Consider the following 16,907-nt stretch of genomic DNA (forward strand, 5'->3'; position numbering starts at 1 on the left):
AGCGGATTTAAAAGCTATTATTCTCTGATTTCCATAAGGTTTTGGTTGCCATGATAATATCGCTATTGATATGATTGGATTCCGTATAGGTTGGAAAAAAAGTGTAATAATGGAAGTTTATTTTTTCCAATTAAAAGCTATCATAGAAACTAGACTGTTGTCATGTTTGGAAAGAGCGGATTTTTTGATAGGTGGAAGATTTTCTAAGGAGAGGATTCAAATGGCCCAAGAGTTGATCGAGATTGTGAATGCTAGAGAGAACAACCTGAAAAATATTAATCTGCAGATTCCAAAAGGGAAAATTACTATTTTCACAGGGGTATCCGGTTCAGGGAAGTCCTCGATTGTTTTTGATACGATTGCCCAAGAAGCAGGGCGGCAATTGAACGAAACTTATAGCAGCTTTACACGTCTGTTTCTGCCGCGATACAGCAGGCCGGATGCGGATGAAATAAGAAATTTGTCCACGGCGGTTGTGGTCGATCAAAAACGGTTGGGAGGCAACGCACGGTCTACACTTGGAACCGCCACAGACATTAATCCTCTGTTACGCTTGTTGTTTTCCCGTTTTGCCCAGCCCCATCTCGGTTATAGTAATGCTTATTCTTTTAATGATCCCGCAGGCATGTGCCCTAAATGTGAAGGGATCGGCAAGATTATTACGTTGAATCTCGATGCTGCGCTGGATATGGAAAAGTCCCTAAACGAAGGAGCCATTTTACTTCAAGGATTTGCACCAGGCACATGGCAATGGAAAGCTTATGCTGAATCTGGTTTCTTTAATCAGGATAAAAAAATTAAAGACTATACAAAAGAAGAATTTGATAAGCTGGTCTACGCTGAACCGCAAAAGGTCGTCGTCACGCACATGAATAGTGAATTCAATGCAACCTACGAAGGCTTGGCTGTAAAATTCATGCGTCAGAATGTGAAAAAAGATAAAGAGACGTCAAAAGCTGGCGAGAAGAAGCTGCAGAACTATACAACCACTTGCACCTGCCCTTCGTGCGGCGGGGCACGATATAACGAGAAAGTCCTATCATCCAAGGTCAATGGTTACTCTATTTATGACCTGACCTCGATGCAGTTGGATGAGTTAATCAAAGTTCTTCCGCAGGTTGGTGATTCCCAGGCCAAACCAATTGTAGACGGCATTATGGAACGCTTGAAAAATCTCTGCGAAATTGGCTTGAGCTATATGACTCTCACTAGGGAAACTCCCACCTTATCAGGGGGTGAATCGCAACGGGTCAAAATGGTGAAATATTTGTCCAGTACCTTAACGGGGTTAATGTACATATTTGATGAGCCGAGCACCGGCCTTCACCCACGTGATGTTCACCGGTTAAATGAATTGCTTGTCAAACTGCGCGACAAGGGCAATACCGTTTTAGTGGTCGAGCATGACCCGGATGTTATTCAAATCGCTGATTATATTGTTGATGTTGGACCCAATGCGGGGTCTAATGGCGGAATTATCATGTATAGCGGAAGTTATCAGGACTTCCTGTATTCAGATACCCTTACATCGAACTATTTAAGCCGCAAAACAGAAATTAATCCAAAGCCGAGGCAGGTTTCTGAGTTTTTGGAAAGCCGAAAAAGTAATCTACATAATTTGAAAAACGTAAGTATTCGTGTCCCAAAAGGGGTTTTTACTGCTGTTACAGGAGTGGCAGGGTCCGGTAAAAGTACATTGGTTAATGAAGTTTTTGCAAAGGATTATCCAGAGGCTATTACCATTGACCAAAGTGCGGTACACGCCAATATCCGTTCGAATCCAGCGACATACACGGGCATTATGAATTCCATTCGCAAAGCATTTTCAGATGCGAACAATGTGGAAAGCGGATTGTTCAGCTATAATTCTACTGGTGCCTGTGAAACATGCGGCGGGACTGGAACAGTGAAGCTCAATTTGTCCTTTATGGATGAAATGGAAGTGGAGTGCAGCGACTGCCAAGGCTCCCGTTTCAAACAGGATGTGCTTCACTATCACTACAAGGGAAACAATATCGTCGATGTTATGGAAATGTCAATTGCGGAAGCAGTGGAGTTCTTTGAGGCAAAAGATATCCGAAGCAAATTGAAAAGCCTGAATACAGTAGGACTTGGCTATCTTTCTTTAGGACAGCCGCTGAATACTTTATCGGGCGGGGAATGCCAACGGCTGAAACTGGCAAAGGAACTAACGACAAAGGGGAACATCTATATTCTCGATGAACCTACAACCGGATTGCACATGTCTGATGTATCTAATATTCTGGCTATTATTGATAAGCTGGTAGAAAAGGGCAATACGGTCGTTGTAATTGAGCATCACCTGGACGTGATCAGGAATAGCGATTGGATCATCGACTTGGGACCGGATGGCGGTACGGGCGGCGGCGAAATTTTGTACGAAGGGCCGCCGGCGGGGATTCTGAATTGCGAGCGGTCGGTTACGGCACGGTATTTATAAGCGGATAACTGCCAATTCAATTAATATAATAAAAAAATCGAAAAGAGGGTAATGGATGGAAAAGGCAGATAGTTTCCAATTGCTCTTGCAGAATATAGAGTTTTTATCGTCAAGAATCTACCAAGGAGTAAAAATTCTTCTTGTGCTTGAAGGTGAAATACTCGTTGAAATGGACCACGGATTTTATCAGCTGAAAGAAAATGATGTGCTTGTCATTAATCGAAATGAATTATATCAAGTGCATGCTGTAAGAAATAACACCGTGTTATCGCTGGGAATTCCTGATCCTTTTATCTCAAAGTATTATCCGGAATATCGTCATTATCATTTTCAGTTATTTTCCCAGCAAATTAATCGAGGAAAAGAAAATATCCTAGCACAAATGCGTAAATTCCTCTCTGAATTGCTGCTAGCCTATTGCAGACAAGAAGAAGGAAGTCAGCTTGAGATTCATATTCTAATTTGTAAAATCTTGCTTACTTTAATTCAACAATTTAAGGGAACAAGATCGGATAGTAATCAAATAGATTCGAATGACCAGCGATTACGGGAGATTATCTCCTATGTAAATCAGCATTTTGACGAACCGATTACCTTAGAGGATGTTGCGAAACATTTTTATCTTTCGCCCAGTTATTTTTCACGGTATTTTAAACAGCATTTCGGGACTGGGTTTAGCCGTTATGTCATGAAGATTCGTTTAGAACATAGCGTAAAAGATCTACAATATACCAAGGATTCCATCACCTATATTTCCATGAAAAATGGCTTTCCTAATACAAAATCGTTTTCCACTTTATTTAAAGAGGTGTACGGAGAGACACCCCATACTTTTCGTGAAAAGAACGTGAAAGAACAAGTGAATTTGGTTAAGTATTACCAGTTGGAGGATCGAGGCGCCTTTCTGAATTCCCCTGAAATGATGCTGAAATTAGGTGAATTCCTTTCAGAAGGAGATCAACCAACAACTTATAGTAGGACAGAGACATATTCCGAAGAATTAAACATCGATTTAACATCGGCCAACAGTAAACGATTGACTCATCCTGATCAAATTGTACATATTGGCGAATTGAAGGAATTGCAAAAAGAACACGTCCGCAGGCAAGTGTTATTAGCCAAACAAGGGTTAAATATAACCTATATCAGCATTAATAAATTAATCAGTGGAAGGACGATAAACCAGGCAGTAGAAACGGATGAATTGATTCCAACCACATCTCCTTACTATAACTCGGATGATGTGATCGATTTTTTAAAGACACATAAACTGTCCTTATTCATCCAAGTTACCTTTAGAGGTACCGACGAAGAGTCCTATTTTCAATTACTCCGCCATTTTGTATGCCATTGCGTGCAAATGTTCAGTGAAGATTATGTTGGCTCTTGGCATGTTCTGTATATAACGGATGAAGCTGCATTAGACAGCCGCCAGTCTCAACGATTTTATTTAAGATTGTACCAATTGTTGAAAGGAATCGTTCCTTCCATCCAGGTAGGGGTATACCTGCCATTTTCTTATCAAACCGAAACAACGAATGACGTCCATAAGTGGATTCTCCATCAACATGAACAACTTGATTTCATTGCTTTTCAGGCAAGTCCAAATGAAATTGTCCATTATAAATATGACCTTGATGAAAATTATTTACGGGCAAAAGATTTTATTCGAAAAAAAACAATCAAATTGACTCACTACTTAAAAAGCCACTCGATTGAAAAACCGCTTCATTTAATGAACTGGAGTTCTTTTTCAGGAAATACCAGGTATACAAATGGGACATTTTTTCGTGGTGCGTTAATCTTACATGATGCGATTGCCGTGGCAGAAGAGGTGAAGTCACTGGGTTTCTGGATCAATACCGAAATCCATGAAAGAAATGTAGAGGGTAAGAATATTCCGCTGGAAGGAATGGAGCTGTATCATTATTTTACTGGAAAGCGGCCGGCTTATTATGCTATGTCATTTTTCAACAGGATGAGGGGGAAAGTCGTTTCACAAGGTGCTTATCACATCATGACCGAAAATGAAACGGGCTATCAAATCATTTTAATGAATAACAATATTGTGAATCCCTATTTTTCAATAGAAGATACCTTTCTGCAAAAGTTAGTAAAAGAAGTGCGGGTCACAATCAAAGGAATCCCCAAAGGCGAATATCAGGTGCGTAAGTTTGTCTTTGACAAGGACAATGGCGCCTTGTATAAAAATTGGTGGGAAAATAACAGTAAATATGGATTGGACAAAGAGATTATTGATTATATTACCCGTTCCAGTCATCCATTACTAAAAGTCTTTGATGAGAAAATTGACGGGGAATGGTCGTTTTATTCCTACTTAACGATTAATGCGATTCACTTTTTTGAACTGAGAAGAGCATTCAGGTAAAAAAAATACAGTTAATTTTTGTCTAGATTCTTACCATGTAAATAATATGACCTATATTAGCACTTAAACTGGTTGAAAAATGACTCCTTTAAAAAGGGGTCATTTTTTATAATAAATACATACCGCGGGTGATGTGAAAAATAGTAGCAGATGGCAATAATATGTTGCAATCTAGGAGGTCAATGAAATGGAAACGTACAGAGGGACCAATAAATTAATTACCGGAATTGTATTTGGTGTCATTACATTCTGGCTGTTCGCCCAAGCTATGGTGAACATCGTGCCAGCCGTACAATCAGATTTAGGGATATCGCTTGGAACACTTAATATTGCAATCAGTTTAACCTCACTTTTCTCAGGAATGTTCATCGTCGGAGCCGGCGGCTTAGCAGATAAAGTAGGACGAAAAAAGATTACTTATATAGGGTTGATCTTAAGTATTGTTGGGTCGTTGCTGCTTGTCTTGGCCCAAGGGGCGGCATTATTAATTATCGGCCGTATCATTCAAGGCCTTTCAGCCGCATGTATTATGCCTGCAACCATTGCCTTAGTGAAAGAGTATTTTGAGGGAGCGGAGCGGCAGCGCGCTTTAAGTTACTGGTCAATTGGATCATGGGGCGGTTCCGGTGTTTGTTCCTTCGCTGGAGGTGCGATTGCCACCTATATGGGCTGGAGATGGATATTTATCTTTTCGATTATTTTTGCTCTTCTTGGCATGTGGCTGATTAAAGATACCCCCGAAAGTAAAGCGAAATCAACAGGCGCCTTTAAATTTGACGTGAAGGGTCTAGCTATTTTGGTGGTTACGATGCTGGCATTAAATCTGTTCATAACTCGCGGAGCAGATTGGGGCTGGACAAGCTCCTTTACCTTAATCTGTTTGGCCATCGCGATTGTTGGAATTGTCGTGTTTGTTAAAGTTGAAAGAAATAATGCGATTGCGCTGATTGATTTCTCCCTGTTTAAAAATAAACCATATGCCGGTGCAACCTACTCTAACTTCTTACTAAATGCAGTAGCCGGTACCTTAGTGGTTGCGAATACGTATGTTCAAGTGGCTCGAGGATTTACTGCTTTCCAATCAGGGATGTTATCGCTTGGTTACTTAGTTGCAGTCCTTGGAATGATTCGTGTTGGCGAGAAAATTCTTCAGAAATCTGGCGCTAAATCACCGATGATATGGGGTACTGTCATCACGACAATTGGCGTAGCGCTGATGGGTCTAACCTTCTTGCCGGGCTTTGCTTATACCGTAACGGTGTTCATTGGTTTTGCCTTATTTGGACTGGGACTTGGCATTTATGCCACTCCATCGACAGATACTTCTGTATCCAATGCACCTTCTGATAAGGTGGGAGCTGCTGCCGGAGTTTACAAGATGGCCAGCTCACTTGGCGGCGCTTTCGGAGTGGCGATTTCAGCAGCCGTGTATGCGGGAATTGCAGCTGTCGGCAGTAAGGAAATAGCAGCAACATCCGGGATTATTGTCAACGTCATCTTCGGTGTACTGGCACTCCTTTCCATTATGTTTATGGTTCCAAAGAACGCGGGAAAAGAGCACCAAGAGGTTGTTACGGCTAAAAAGGCTAGTTAATGTAATTCGGAAGCGTAAAGTACAAGATGCAGGGAGGTAATGGGAAATGAAACAACAATTAATGAGCATGTTAGAAAGTCGTAAAGAAGAAATCATTGAGATCCGCCGCTATCTTCATGAACACCCCGAGCTTTCATTTGAAGAAGAGAACACAAGCAAGTACATTGAGGAGTTTTATAAAGGCAAAGATGTCAAAGTTGACACCAAAGTGGGCGGCGGCAATGGTCTGATCGTGACAATTAAAGGCGGTAAGCCTGGAAAAACCATCGGCCTGCGCGCTGATTTCGATGCCCTTCCGATTATGGAAGAAACGGATGTACCGTTTAAGTCGAAAAATCCGGGCGTGATGCACGCCTGCGGCCATGATGGCCATACTGCCTATCTCATGGTTTTGGCAGACTGCCTCATTCAGTTAAAGGATGAAATTCCAGGTACGATAAAAATTATCCATCAACCTGCTGAAGAAGTACCGCCTGGCGGGGCGATTGGAATGATACAATCTGGGTTACTGGATGATTTAGACGATATATTCGGGATACATTTACTGCCGCTTGGCCCAGCAGGTGTGGTCGGCTACAACAGCGGCTATGTTTTTCCAGGCCGTGCCTACTTTAAGCTAAAAGTCCAAGGCACTGGCGGCCATGGTTCTTCGCCACACATGGCTAACGATGCGATCGTCGCGGGCGCTCATTTTGTCACAGCGATTCAAACAGTGATCAGCCGCCGCTTAAACCCATTTGAAATGGGGGTTATCACCATCGGTTCATTTGACGGCAAAGGGACGTTCAATGTCATCAAAGATAGCGTCGAACTTGAAGGCGATGTTCGTGCCATGACAGATGAGACGAGGGAATTGATTGAACAAGAAATTCGCCGGATTGCCAAGGGCATTGAGCAGGAATTTAATGTAACGTGTGAACTGACGTATACACCGGACTATCCGCCATTGTATAACAATCCAGAACTGACCGAGAGGGTGGCTGGATATTTGCAAAATGCCAATGATCAAGACATTACAGAAGTGAAGGAATTCCCTAAAATGTCGCCATCAGAGGATTTTGCCCATTATGCAAAAAAATTCCCAGCCTGCTTCTTTTACATTTGCTGCACACCAAAAGGGGTAGAAAAGCCATATTTCAATCACCATCCAAAATTTGATATTGATGAGGATGCCCTTTTAGTGGCCGCCAAAGCAGTCGGCCAAGTGGTTTGCGGGTATTATAATATAGACTAACTTATCCCCCCTTCATTGAATGTAGGGGGGCTGGATTAACTAAAACATTTGACTAAAAAATTACACGTTTTCGGTAAGCGTGGTGCTCAACTTCCATATTCGATCTACATTTTGAGGATTTGACGCATAGCTAGGGTACGTTTTGTTACCGAGTATGTTCTTTAATTGTGCGAAGCCCGTCTCGGCCTTAGCTGGTTCAATTATTTCTCCTGTATGGTTAATCAGCTGGCCCGTGATCGTTTTAAATTCTTCAGAGGTGCATATGTGAAAATAGTTATCGGCCATCCCAGAAGGCAACGGATTCGTGAGATTCTGCAGGTAAGCAAATATCCTCCAAAAAGAGTGCATCTTTTGAATGGTCTCTTTTGATAGTTTGACACGGTTTATTTGGATAGCATTGACTTTGATGCCTCTGCTTTTAAATTCATCTGCCATTTTAAAGGTTAGCATTAAAAGGGCCATTTTCGAGTCTCCGTACATCTTATAGACACTGTATGGCCTTATCTCGCGCAGTTCTCCGCGCAAATTATCGAACTCAATCTTCCGTTTTGGGTCGAAGAAATGTTTGATGTTTGTCGTGCAGGCATTGAGGACTCTCGGATCTTGAGATTTTTCGAGATGGTCTGCCAACAATCGGGTCAACAAAAACGGACCAAAAGTATTGGTAGCAAAAGACAATTCGATATTCTCGGGACTAAGCTTAAATTCTTTCTCCCCGTGATTTAAGTAGGCGGCGTTATTGATGAGGATGTCTAGGTGCGGGTATGTTGCCTTAAATGCTGTGGAAAATCTACAAATGGAGTCAAAGGAAGAAACATCAAGCTCCATTAAATCTACATTCATATTCTTGGTTCTTTCAATAATTTCTTTTTGTACGGCTGCACTAATCTTCAGATTGCGGCAAGCCATAATCACATGATAGCCTTCAGCCGCAAATTTTAAAGCTGCTGCTTTGCCAATCCCCGAATTTGCACCAGTTATGATTACAATCTTATCGTTCATTATGAACCTCCTGTTTTGTCACCTGAATTTTTACCTTTCCGTATTTGGGCTGAGGTAATGATATCCCCGGCGGTACTGCCCAGCATGTGCATCATTTTTTTCTCGTCAAAATCTTCCGGAAGCAATTCGTTTGCCACCATTATGGAAAGTCCAATCTGGAAAATTCTCATTTTTAATAAGATAGTTCTGAGTTCATAATCAGAAAGGCCCTCGAGTGTAGGATCTTGTTTCATCATTCCAACAAGCATATCCTCATCCTGTTCCAAATTGTTGATGTAATCGTTTTTCTTCATTATAAGGTCGCGAAACAGGGCGCTATACTCCTTAGCAAATTTAAGACTGGCGGCTCCAATATCATGAAATGGATTGCCTGTATTCTGTTCCTTTATCAGTTGTCTGTTCACTTCAAAAGTTTTGTAGATTACTTCCTGAATCAATTCATCAACATCTTTAAAATTTACATAGATTGGAGCGATCGAACTCCCCAGCTTATCAGCCACCTTTCGGATTGTAATACCATCTATTCCTTCAGTTCTGGCGATTTCAAATGCAGCATCGATGATTTGGTCTTTATTGAACTTTGACTTAGGGGCCATGTTATACTCCTTAAAGTTGTATTTCTGTTGAGTTGTTACATATCAAGTGTTATATATCATTTATTATATATTGATTTTATTAATTTGCAACCATATTTTAGGAAAAATAATAGTCCTTAGAAGATTTACCGGCGCTTATAAGGATTTTACCGGCGGTTACACGGACTTTACCGGCGCATTTTGCCTTTTACCGGCGGTTAGAAGGACTTTACCGGCGCATTTAGCCTTTTACCGGCGCTATTTCGTTTTTACCGGCAATTTTCCCGTTTTACCAGCACTTTCCCTGTTTACCGCCACCTAGGGAGGACCTGCTAAAAAATAGCGGTCACTAATCCTTGTGCGTTGCCTAACAACATACCTTGTTATACAATGGTATTAACAAAATTTGGAGGAATTACGATGGACAGGGAGCTATTAAAAGGAAGTATTGAGATTTTGTTGCTGTCCTTGTTGGCTGAACAGGACTGTTATGGCTACGAAATGACGAAAAAGCTGCGGGTGCTTAGTGAGGATGCCTACCATATGAATGAAGGTACCCTATACCCAGCCCTAAAACGATTGGAAACGAAAGATTGTGTGGTTTCCTATTGGCAGGACGGGCTTGATGGGGGCAGACGGAAGTACTACACGATCACAGATACCGGCCGAAAAGTGCTCACTGATAAGCTGCGCAGCTGGAAACAAATCAATCAGTTAATCGACAAAACGCTGGAGGGTTATTCATGAAAAAACTGGATCAGTATGTGGAAAGAATCGTCGCCGATTTGCCGATGGCCGATGAGGAGAGAAAGGACTTCCAGGAAGAGTTGTCACTACACTTGGAGGAGCATGTAAACGAACTAATCATCAAAGGCTACACAGAAGATGAAGCCATTAGGCAGGCAATCAAGGCATTCGGCCATGAGGATAAAATTATTTGGGAAATGAAAAAGGCCATTTTTCCGTTTTACAAGCTTGCGCGGTTTGTTTCGAATGTCCTTTTTGTAACGGCAGGCCTATGTGTCATCTCTTACTCTGTCTCGGAAATTTATCACCCGGAATTTGCTAATACAATTCCTTGGGAAAGTGCCGTCGGTGGATTTTTCATTGTCTTTTTAATCGCAGGGGCCATTGAGGCTATCTATGAGGCGATAATGGATCAATTCAACTGGCGCTGGCTGGCCAATGCCTGGCTTGTCTTTTTACCGCCTGCACTGGTGATTGCGGGCATCCAGACTCTTAACCTAATGGGAAATTCAGAACAGTACCAGGATGGTTTTTGGATAGATTTATATGCGATACCAATCGCGACAATCCTTTATTTAATCGCAAGGCAGCTGTTTACCTTTGTATTTCCTCGCCAGAAGTTGAATAGGAAAACGGCTGTCTGATTGCAAAAAGCCGCTGAAGCCCGTCTTCAGCGGCTTTTACATTTCTTAGAAAAATTCATATGTCAGTGTAATTCGGAGATAGTAATACTAACTAAAAATATGAAAAAGGGAGTCGCTATGGAAACTATAAAGCCAATTAAATTAGGTTCGTTTAAAACAGAAACCAATGAGCCACTGACATCTGCGGAAATGGGAAAACTGTGGGCAACCTATATCGGGAATAGTATGTCCAAATGCGTAATAAGCTACTTCCTTCAGCACTGCAACGATCCCGACATCAAAACCTTACTGAATAATGCCATCCATTTATGCGAAGATTTCATGAAAAGAACGGAAGAAATATTTATAAAGGATAACTTCCCTATTCCAAAAGGATTTCATGAAGAAGATATCAATTTAGGTGCTCCCCGGTTATTTCAAGATGAATTTTATGTTCATTATTTGAAATATACGTCAAAAGCAGGATTAAGCATTTATAGCGTAGGCATCCCTCTCGTTTTTCGGAGGGATGTAAAAGAATTTTTTCGATATTGCATTGATTGCACATTGGATCTAATTGAACAAATTAAAGAAATTCTCATAAGTAAGGGACTTACGATTAAGCCGCCGTTAATTCCCGTTCCAGAAAAAGTGGAATTTATTCAACAGGATTTTCTAAATGGTTTCTTAGGGCACGTTAGACCTTTACATGCGTTAGAAATTGCCCACCTTTATGATAATATCGAAAACAATGTAACGAGTAAGGCCTTGATTATGGCGTTTGCTCAAGTGGTAAAGGATGAAAAAATCCGGAAATTGTTTGAAAACGGTAGAGATATGACAGCTAATAATATTCAAAACTATATGCAAAAGCTACATGATGAAAATCTCCCTGCACCTTCCCTTGTGGATGATTTAGTGACAGATTCCACCTTTGCGCCTTTTTCTGATCGTCTCATGCTATTTCATAAAATGGACATGTTCTCGATTAAAATCCGGGCATTTGGAAATTCTGTAGCTGTAAATGGAAGACATGATATTGGGGCAATGTACTCCAAATCGTTAATGAAAATTTCCCAGTTTGTTGAAAATGCTGCAAAAATTTACGTAGGAAAAGGCTGGATGGAGGAACCGCCAATGGCTGTTGACCGGAACAAGTTAGCAACTGAAAAGTGATATAAAAAATAGCCGCTGATTATTTTCAGCGGTCTTTCTTATTTCTTTCATGATTGGAAGACTGCCCGCGAATTATAGGGGAATTTTTTAAAAAGTCACAAAAATGTATTGTAAAACACTTTTACAACATTTATAACACGGATTTATCGGAAAAATAATAAACAAGGGAGGGAATGCCGGTTAGTCCGGGATTCCCTCCCTGTTTTTTGTTGCGAGGCCAGGCATTATTTTTCTAGGACTTTGATTCCGTCTTGTCCGCCAATAATGACGGTGTCGGTCATGTCGATGAACAGACCGGTTTCCACCACACCTAATACCTGCTTTAATTGGGTATGTAGTTCCTTCGGGTTTGGGATCGCTTCGAACTGACAATCTAAAATATAGTTATGATTATTGGTGACGAAAATCTCACCGTTCTTATTTCTTAAAATGGGTGAGCACCCGAGGTCGGCAATCCGCTTGGCGGTTGTCTCCCAGCCGAAGGGAACAACTTCAACCGGTAACGGAAATTTCCCCAGCTGGGCAACCATTTTTGTTTCGTCCGCAATAATGATGAGCTTTTTTGCTTGAATGTCGACGAGTTTTTCCCGTAATAGTGACCCGCCGCCGCCCTTTGTTAAGTTAAACTCAGGATCAATCTCATCGGCCCCATCAATCGCCAAGTCAAGGTCCTGGACCTCAGAAAAATCGGTCAGGGGGATATTGAATTCCTTTGCCCAACCCTCTGTCCGAATAGACGAGGGGATACCCTTAATTGATAATCCCTGTTGCACCCGTTCCCCCAATTTCTTCAACAGCCAGTACACGGTTGAACCGGACCCTAATCCAAGGACCATCCCATCCTCTACAAATTCAGCCGCCTTTTCTCCGGCCGCCTTTTTCAAAAGATCTGAAGTGTTTAACAATGAGGTCACCTCTTAATTTTATAATGATAGTACCCTAAATATATTTCTAGTTTTATGTTAATTCTGTTTAGCCATTTCCTGCATTTATCATAAATTTTATGTTCGGAACTTGCTTATGTCAATTTTCTAAAATAGATGGCTATCAAGTTAGAAAGATAGCCGATCAGCCTCACCGCTAGTGGGAATCGCCGGTGAATATTCTGCGATTCCATTCGGGGTGATTATGTTTACAACCAGCTTGTTGGCGATGATTGCCTATTTAGGTCTTGTTAAAAAGGGGAGGACAGTGACATCCTCCGAATTACAAAGTACCTAAAGGGGTGTAACCAAATGAAGACTGGCTCTATTAGACAGTTTGAGCAGGTTTCAGTGGTAAAGTGTCTTATAGACTGGTTCTATTAGACAGTTTGAGCAGGTTTCAGTGGTAAAGTGTCTTATAGACTGGTTCTATTAGACAGTTTGAGCAGGTTTCAGTGGTAAAATGTCTTATAGACTGGCTCTATTAGACAGTTTGAGCAGGTTTCAGTGGTAAAATGTCTTATAGACTGGTTCTATTAGACACTTTGAGCGGATTCATTGGTATAGTGTCTTATAGAAAGGTTATAAGTGACAAAGCTTATGAATTTTTAAGAAGGAAATAATGGAAAAAGAGGAATCCTTTAAAATAGCACCTAAAAATAAGGAGTAAACAAATGATTCATTTTGAAAATGTTTCGAAACAGTATGATGATGGAACGACAGCCGTTAAATCATTAAACCTTACCATTCATAAAGGGGAATTTTTCGTTCTGATTGGGCCGAGCGGCAGCGGGAAAACTACCACATTAAAAATGATCAACCGGTTAAACGAAATATCTGATGGTACCATTACTATTAATGGGAAAAGAATAAGCGACTATGATATTCATGAGTTGCGATGGAATATCGGCTATGTGCTCCAGCAGATTGCTTTATTTCCGCACATGACGATTGAAGAAAATATCGCCGTTGTGCCCGAAATGAAAAAGTGGGACAAAGCCGAAATAAGCAAACGAGTGGACGAGCTGCTCGAAATGGTAGGATTAGAGCCGGAAACATATAAACAGCGAAAACCCAGTGAGCTATCAGGCGGACAGCAGCAAAGGATTGGGGTTGTGAGAGCATTAGCGGCCGACCCGGAATTTATTCTGATGGATGAACCCTTTAGTGCGCTTGATCCGATAAGCAGAGAAAAGCTGCAGGATGATATCTTGAAGCTCCAAAAAGCGATAAAGAAAACCATCGTTTTCGTTACGCACGATATGCAGGAAGCTCTAAAGCTGGGAGATCGGATTTGCATCATGAAAGACGGAGAAATCGTTCAAATTGGGACAAGGGATGAATTAATCTATCATCCCATTAATGACTTCGTCAGAGAATTTATTGGGACGAACAATCAAAACGATTTTTATTTTCATCTTGAAAAAGTTCTATCAGGCGTCAATACAGATTCTGAGAATATCCCAGCAATCCCAGTAACGAGTTCATTGGAGCAAACCCTTGAAGCATTATCGGAACATGAACAAGTAGGTGTAGAAAAGGACGGAGAAATCATCGGTTATGTCAATAGACAGATAATGATTCAACATCTGTCAAGCAGCCTGAAAGAAGGTGCAAAACAATGAACGATTTCGTCCAAACCCTTATAACCAGAAAGGGAGATTTGCTAAAGGGCTTACTCGAGCATATCGAAATTTCCTTCATTGCTCTGTTTTTTGCCTTAGTTATTGCGATTCCGCTTGGAATTTACCTGACCCGAAAAAAGAAAGCGGCAGAGGTTATCATTGGGATTGCCGCTGTTTTTCAAACAATCCCGTCATTGGCGTTGTTGGGGCTGCTCATTCCACTTGTAGGGATTGGCACGGTACCTTCGATTATCGCTTTGGTCATTTATGCGTTGCTCCCGATTCTTAGAAACATTTACACCGGTATCAAAGAAGTCGATCCTAACTTAATCGAAGCGGCAAAAGGGTTGGGGATGAACAATCGCAGATTGCTATTAAAAGTAGAGCTTCCTCTCGCTATGCCCGTTATTATGGCCGGGATTCGCACCGCTATGGTGTTGATTATCGGTACAGCGACAATTGCAGCCTTGATTGGAGCCGGCGGATTAGGTGATTTGATTACAGTTGGAATCAGCCGAAATGATACAGACCTTATCCTGTTAGGGGCGATTCCAGCAGCACTATTAGCGTTATTTTTTGACTTTTTACTCCGGCAAATGGAGAAAATGTCATTTAAGAAATCAATGTTCTCGATTGTTTCTGTCATCATCGCAGCATTTTTGATTATCACTGTTTCTTCATTTATACAGCCCAAAAAGGCCGACATTGTGATCGGCGGGAAATTGGGTGCTGAACCGGAAATTTTGATGAATATGTATAAGCTTTTAATAGAAGAGAATTCGTCCCTGGATGTTGAACTGAAACCCAATATGGGCGGAACAACCTTCGTCTATAATGCGTTAACTTCAGGCAGTATCGATATTTACCCTGAATTTACAGGGACAGTCATTGCCGATTTGTTAAAAGAACAGCCCAAAAGCACGGATGCAAAAGAAGTCTATGAACAAGCCAGGGATGGACTGTTAACCAAATTAAATCTAGTTTTGCTAATGCCAATGAAGTTTAATGATACTTATGCATTGGCAGTTCCAGCGTCATTGGCACAGCAGTATAACCTAAAAACTATTTCTGATTTAAAACCAATAGAAGGCTCTATTAAGGCGGGCTTCACACCGGAATTTCCGGAGCGTGAAGATGGCTACCTTGGGATCCAAAAGCTTTATGGACTTAAATTCGCTAAGGTTAATATTATGCAGCCGGAGTTACGGTACGCTGCTGCAAAAAGAGGGGATATCAATCTAGTTGATGCTTACTCAACGGATAGTGAGCTTAAAAGAAATAATCTTATCGTATTGGAAGATGACAAAAATCTATTCCCGCCCTATCAAGGCGCACCTTTATTAAAGAAGGAAACATTGGAAAAATATCCAGAGCTGGAAGCTATTTTGAATAAGCTTTCTGATAAAATTACCGACGATGAAATGCTAAAAATGAATTACGAGGTAGCGGTTGAGAAGAAAAAGGCTAACGATGTGGCCAGAGAGTTTCTGGAAAAAAATAATTTGCTAAATTAAGTACCGATTATTTTTAAAAGGGAGGGCGAGTACATGGGTATGCAAACTAAGGAAGTTCTTGCAAACAAAATCCTGACGGAGGCAAAAGGATATCTGGATGTCGGCTTTACCCATTCATTGAATCCATACAGCGGCTGCGGCTTTTCCTGCAGTTACTGCTATGTTCGAGAGATGCCCCTCCAAAGGTTCAAAGGAATTCCGTGGGGAGAATGGCTCGACCTCAAAACGAACGCAGCCGAAAATTACCGGAAGGAAATCATCAGACTTCGTAAAAGGAACAAGCCTGTGATTATTTTTATGTCGTCGGCAACCGACCCTTATCAGCCTACTGAGCGAAAAGCCGGAATTACACGGGCGATTTTGGAAGAAATGGTGGAAAATCCGCCTGATTTTCTACAAGTGCAAACCCGAAGTCCGCTTGTCACAAGGGATATTGATTTATTGTTGAAATTAAAGGAAAAATGTGATCTCATTGTATCGATGACGCTTGAAACCGATCGCGAAGATATCAAGCAAATTTTTGCTCCGTATGCACCTGGGATAAAATTGCGATTAAAAGCCTTGAAGGAAGTTCATGATGCGGGAATCCCGACCCAGGCTTCGGTTTCTCCGGTGCTGCCATTTACCCCTGACTTCCCGAAACTGTTGGAGGGAATCGTGGACCGTGTTTGGATTGATACCCTTTTAATTGGTGATGGTTCTAACGGAAGACGGTCAGCGAGATTGGGGATGCCCAAATTATTTGCGGAGCATGGTTTATCGGATTGGTACAGTGAGGATATTCATGAGCGGGTAAAAAAATATTTTGGTAAGTACTTTCCTGATGAAATGATTGGAGTTTCTTATAATGAGGCTTTCCCGCAAACAAAATCTTAACTTTTTCATTAATTTCTATTTACCCGACTATTAAATTGTGAAAATAAAAAATGCACTCATACCAGCAAAGGGGATGAGTGCGGTCGTGGTTCCACCGTTCCTAAAAAAATAGACATTTACGGATAGTACTGTCTATATGTTCTAAATTTCTTTACATGACTAGTGATA

Annotated in this window: 13 protein-coding genes; 10 read left to right on the forward strand and 3 right to left on the reverse strand. The window is 41.3% G+C overall.

Features of this window, described 5'->3' with window-relative positions:
• The first annotated feature begins 220 nt into the window (after positions 1–220).
• The 4 genes from ACZ43M_RS04675 (at position 221) to ACZ43M_RS04690 (ending at position 7,678) form a co-directional block, all read left to right on the forward strand.
• On the forward strand, positions 221–2,461 hold the full coding sequence (locus ACZ43M_RS04675; RefSeq protein WP_464506267.1) for an ATP-binding cassette domain-containing protein: 2,241 nt from the start codon (positions 221–223) through the stop codon (positions 2,459–2,461).
• Between the two features lie 55 nt (positions 2,462–2,516).
• A complete protein-coding gene (locus ACZ43M_RS04680; protein ID WP_464506268.1) occupies positions 2,517–4,850 on the forward strand; it encodes a helix-turn-helix domain-containing protein in 2,334 nt (777 codons plus the stop codon).
• A 187-nt stretch (positions 4,851–5,037) separates the two neighbouring features.
• The gene (locus tag ACZ43M_RS04685; RefSeq protein WP_464506269.1) at positions 5,038–6,444 is read left to right on the forward strand and encodes an MFS transporter; all 1,407 of its coding nucleotides are present in this window, start codon (positions 5,038–5,040) and stop codon (positions 6,442–6,444) included.
• Between the two features lie 46 nt (positions 6,445–6,490).
• Positions 6,491–7,678, forward strand: a complete 1,188-nt coding sequence (locus tag ACZ43M_RS04690) for an amidohydrolase (protein WP_464506270.1) — start codon at positions 6,491–6,493, stop codon at positions 7,676–7,678.
• 60 nt (positions 7,679–7,738) lie between these two features.
• Here ACZ43M_RS04690 and ACZ43M_RS04695 read toward each other — a convergent pair whose 3' ends face one another.
• The gene (locus ACZ43M_RS04695) at positions 7,739–8,680 is read right to left on the reverse strand and encodes an SDR family NAD(P)-dependent oxidoreductase (RefSeq protein ID WP_464506271.1); all 942 of its coding nucleotides are present in this window, start codon (positions 8,678–8,680) and stop codon (positions 7,739–7,741) included.
• Positions 8,680–9,276 carry a TetR/AcrR family transcriptional regulator gene (locus ACZ43M_RS04700; RefSeq protein WP_464506272.1) on the reverse strand — a complete coding sequence of 199 codons (597 nt, stop codon included), beginning with the start codon at positions 9,274–9,276 and terminating at the stop codon, positions 8,680–8,682. The genes ACZ43M_RS04695 and ACZ43M_RS04700 overlap by 1 nt, the downstream gene beginning before the upstream one ends.
• Positions 9,277–9,675: 399 nt before the next feature.
• Between ACZ43M_RS04700 and ACZ43M_RS04705 the strand changes: the two genes are divergently transcribed.
• The 3 genes from ACZ43M_RS04705 (at position 9,676) to ACZ43M_RS04715 (ending at position 11,801) form a co-directional block, all read left to right on the forward strand.
• Positions 9,676–10,002 carry a PadR family transcriptional regulator gene (locus ACZ43M_RS04705; RefSeq protein ID WP_464506273.1) on the forward strand — a complete coding sequence of 109 codons (327 nt, stop codon included), beginning with the start codon at positions 9,676–9,678 and terminating at the stop codon, positions 10,000–10,002.
• Positions 9,999–10,646 (forward strand): permease prefix domain 1-containing protein, encoded by a 648-nt coding sequence (locus ACZ43M_RS04710; RefSeq protein WP_464506274.1) that lies wholly within the window; start codon positions 9,999–10,001, stop codon positions 10,644–10,646. Before ACZ43M_RS04705 ends, ACZ43M_RS04710 begins: the two co-directional genes overlap by 4 nt.
• A gap of 117 nt (positions 10,647–10,763) precedes the next feature.
• A complete protein-coding gene (locus ACZ43M_RS04715) occupies positions 10,764–11,801 on the forward strand; it encodes a DUF3231 family protein (protein ID WP_464506275.1) in 1,038 nt (345 codons plus the stop codon).
• 224 nt (positions 11,802–12,025) lie between these two features.
• Here the strand turns inward: ACZ43M_RS04715 and rpiA are convergent, their stop codons facing one another.
• Positions 12,026–12,706, reverse strand: a complete 681-nt coding sequence (gene rpiA / locus ACZ43M_RS04720) for a ribose-5-phosphate isomerase RpiA (protein WP_464506276.1) — start codon at positions 12,704–12,706, stop codon at positions 12,026–12,028.
• Between the two features lie 692 nt (positions 12,707–13,398).
• Here rpiA and ACZ43M_RS04725 point away from each other — a divergent pair.
• From ACZ43M_RS04725 to ACZ43M_RS04735, 3 genes are read left to right on the forward strand one after another with little or no spacing between them, the layout of a single operon-like run.
• On the forward strand, positions 13,399–14,349 hold the full coding sequence (locus tag ACZ43M_RS04725; RefSeq protein WP_464506277.1) for an ABC transporter ATP-binding protein: 951 nt from the start codon (positions 13,399–13,401) through the stop codon (positions 14,347–14,349).
• Complete coding sequence (locus ACZ43M_RS04730) at positions 14,346–15,863, forward strand: ABC transporter permease/substrate-binding protein (protein WP_464506278.1); 1,518 nt, start codon at positions 14,346–14,348, stop codon at positions 15,861–15,863. Before ACZ43M_RS04725 ends, ACZ43M_RS04730 begins: the two co-directional genes overlap by 4 nt.
• 33 nt (positions 15,864–15,896) lie before the next feature.
• The gene (locus ACZ43M_RS04735) at positions 15,897–16,739 is read left to right on the forward strand and encodes an SPL family radical SAM protein (protein ID WP_464506279.1); all 843 of its coding nucleotides are present in this window, start codon (positions 15,897–15,899) and stop codon (positions 16,737–16,739) included.
• Positions 16,740–16,907: the final 168 nt, after the last annotated feature.

This window comes from Neobacillus sp. B24 (assembly GCF_055381825.1).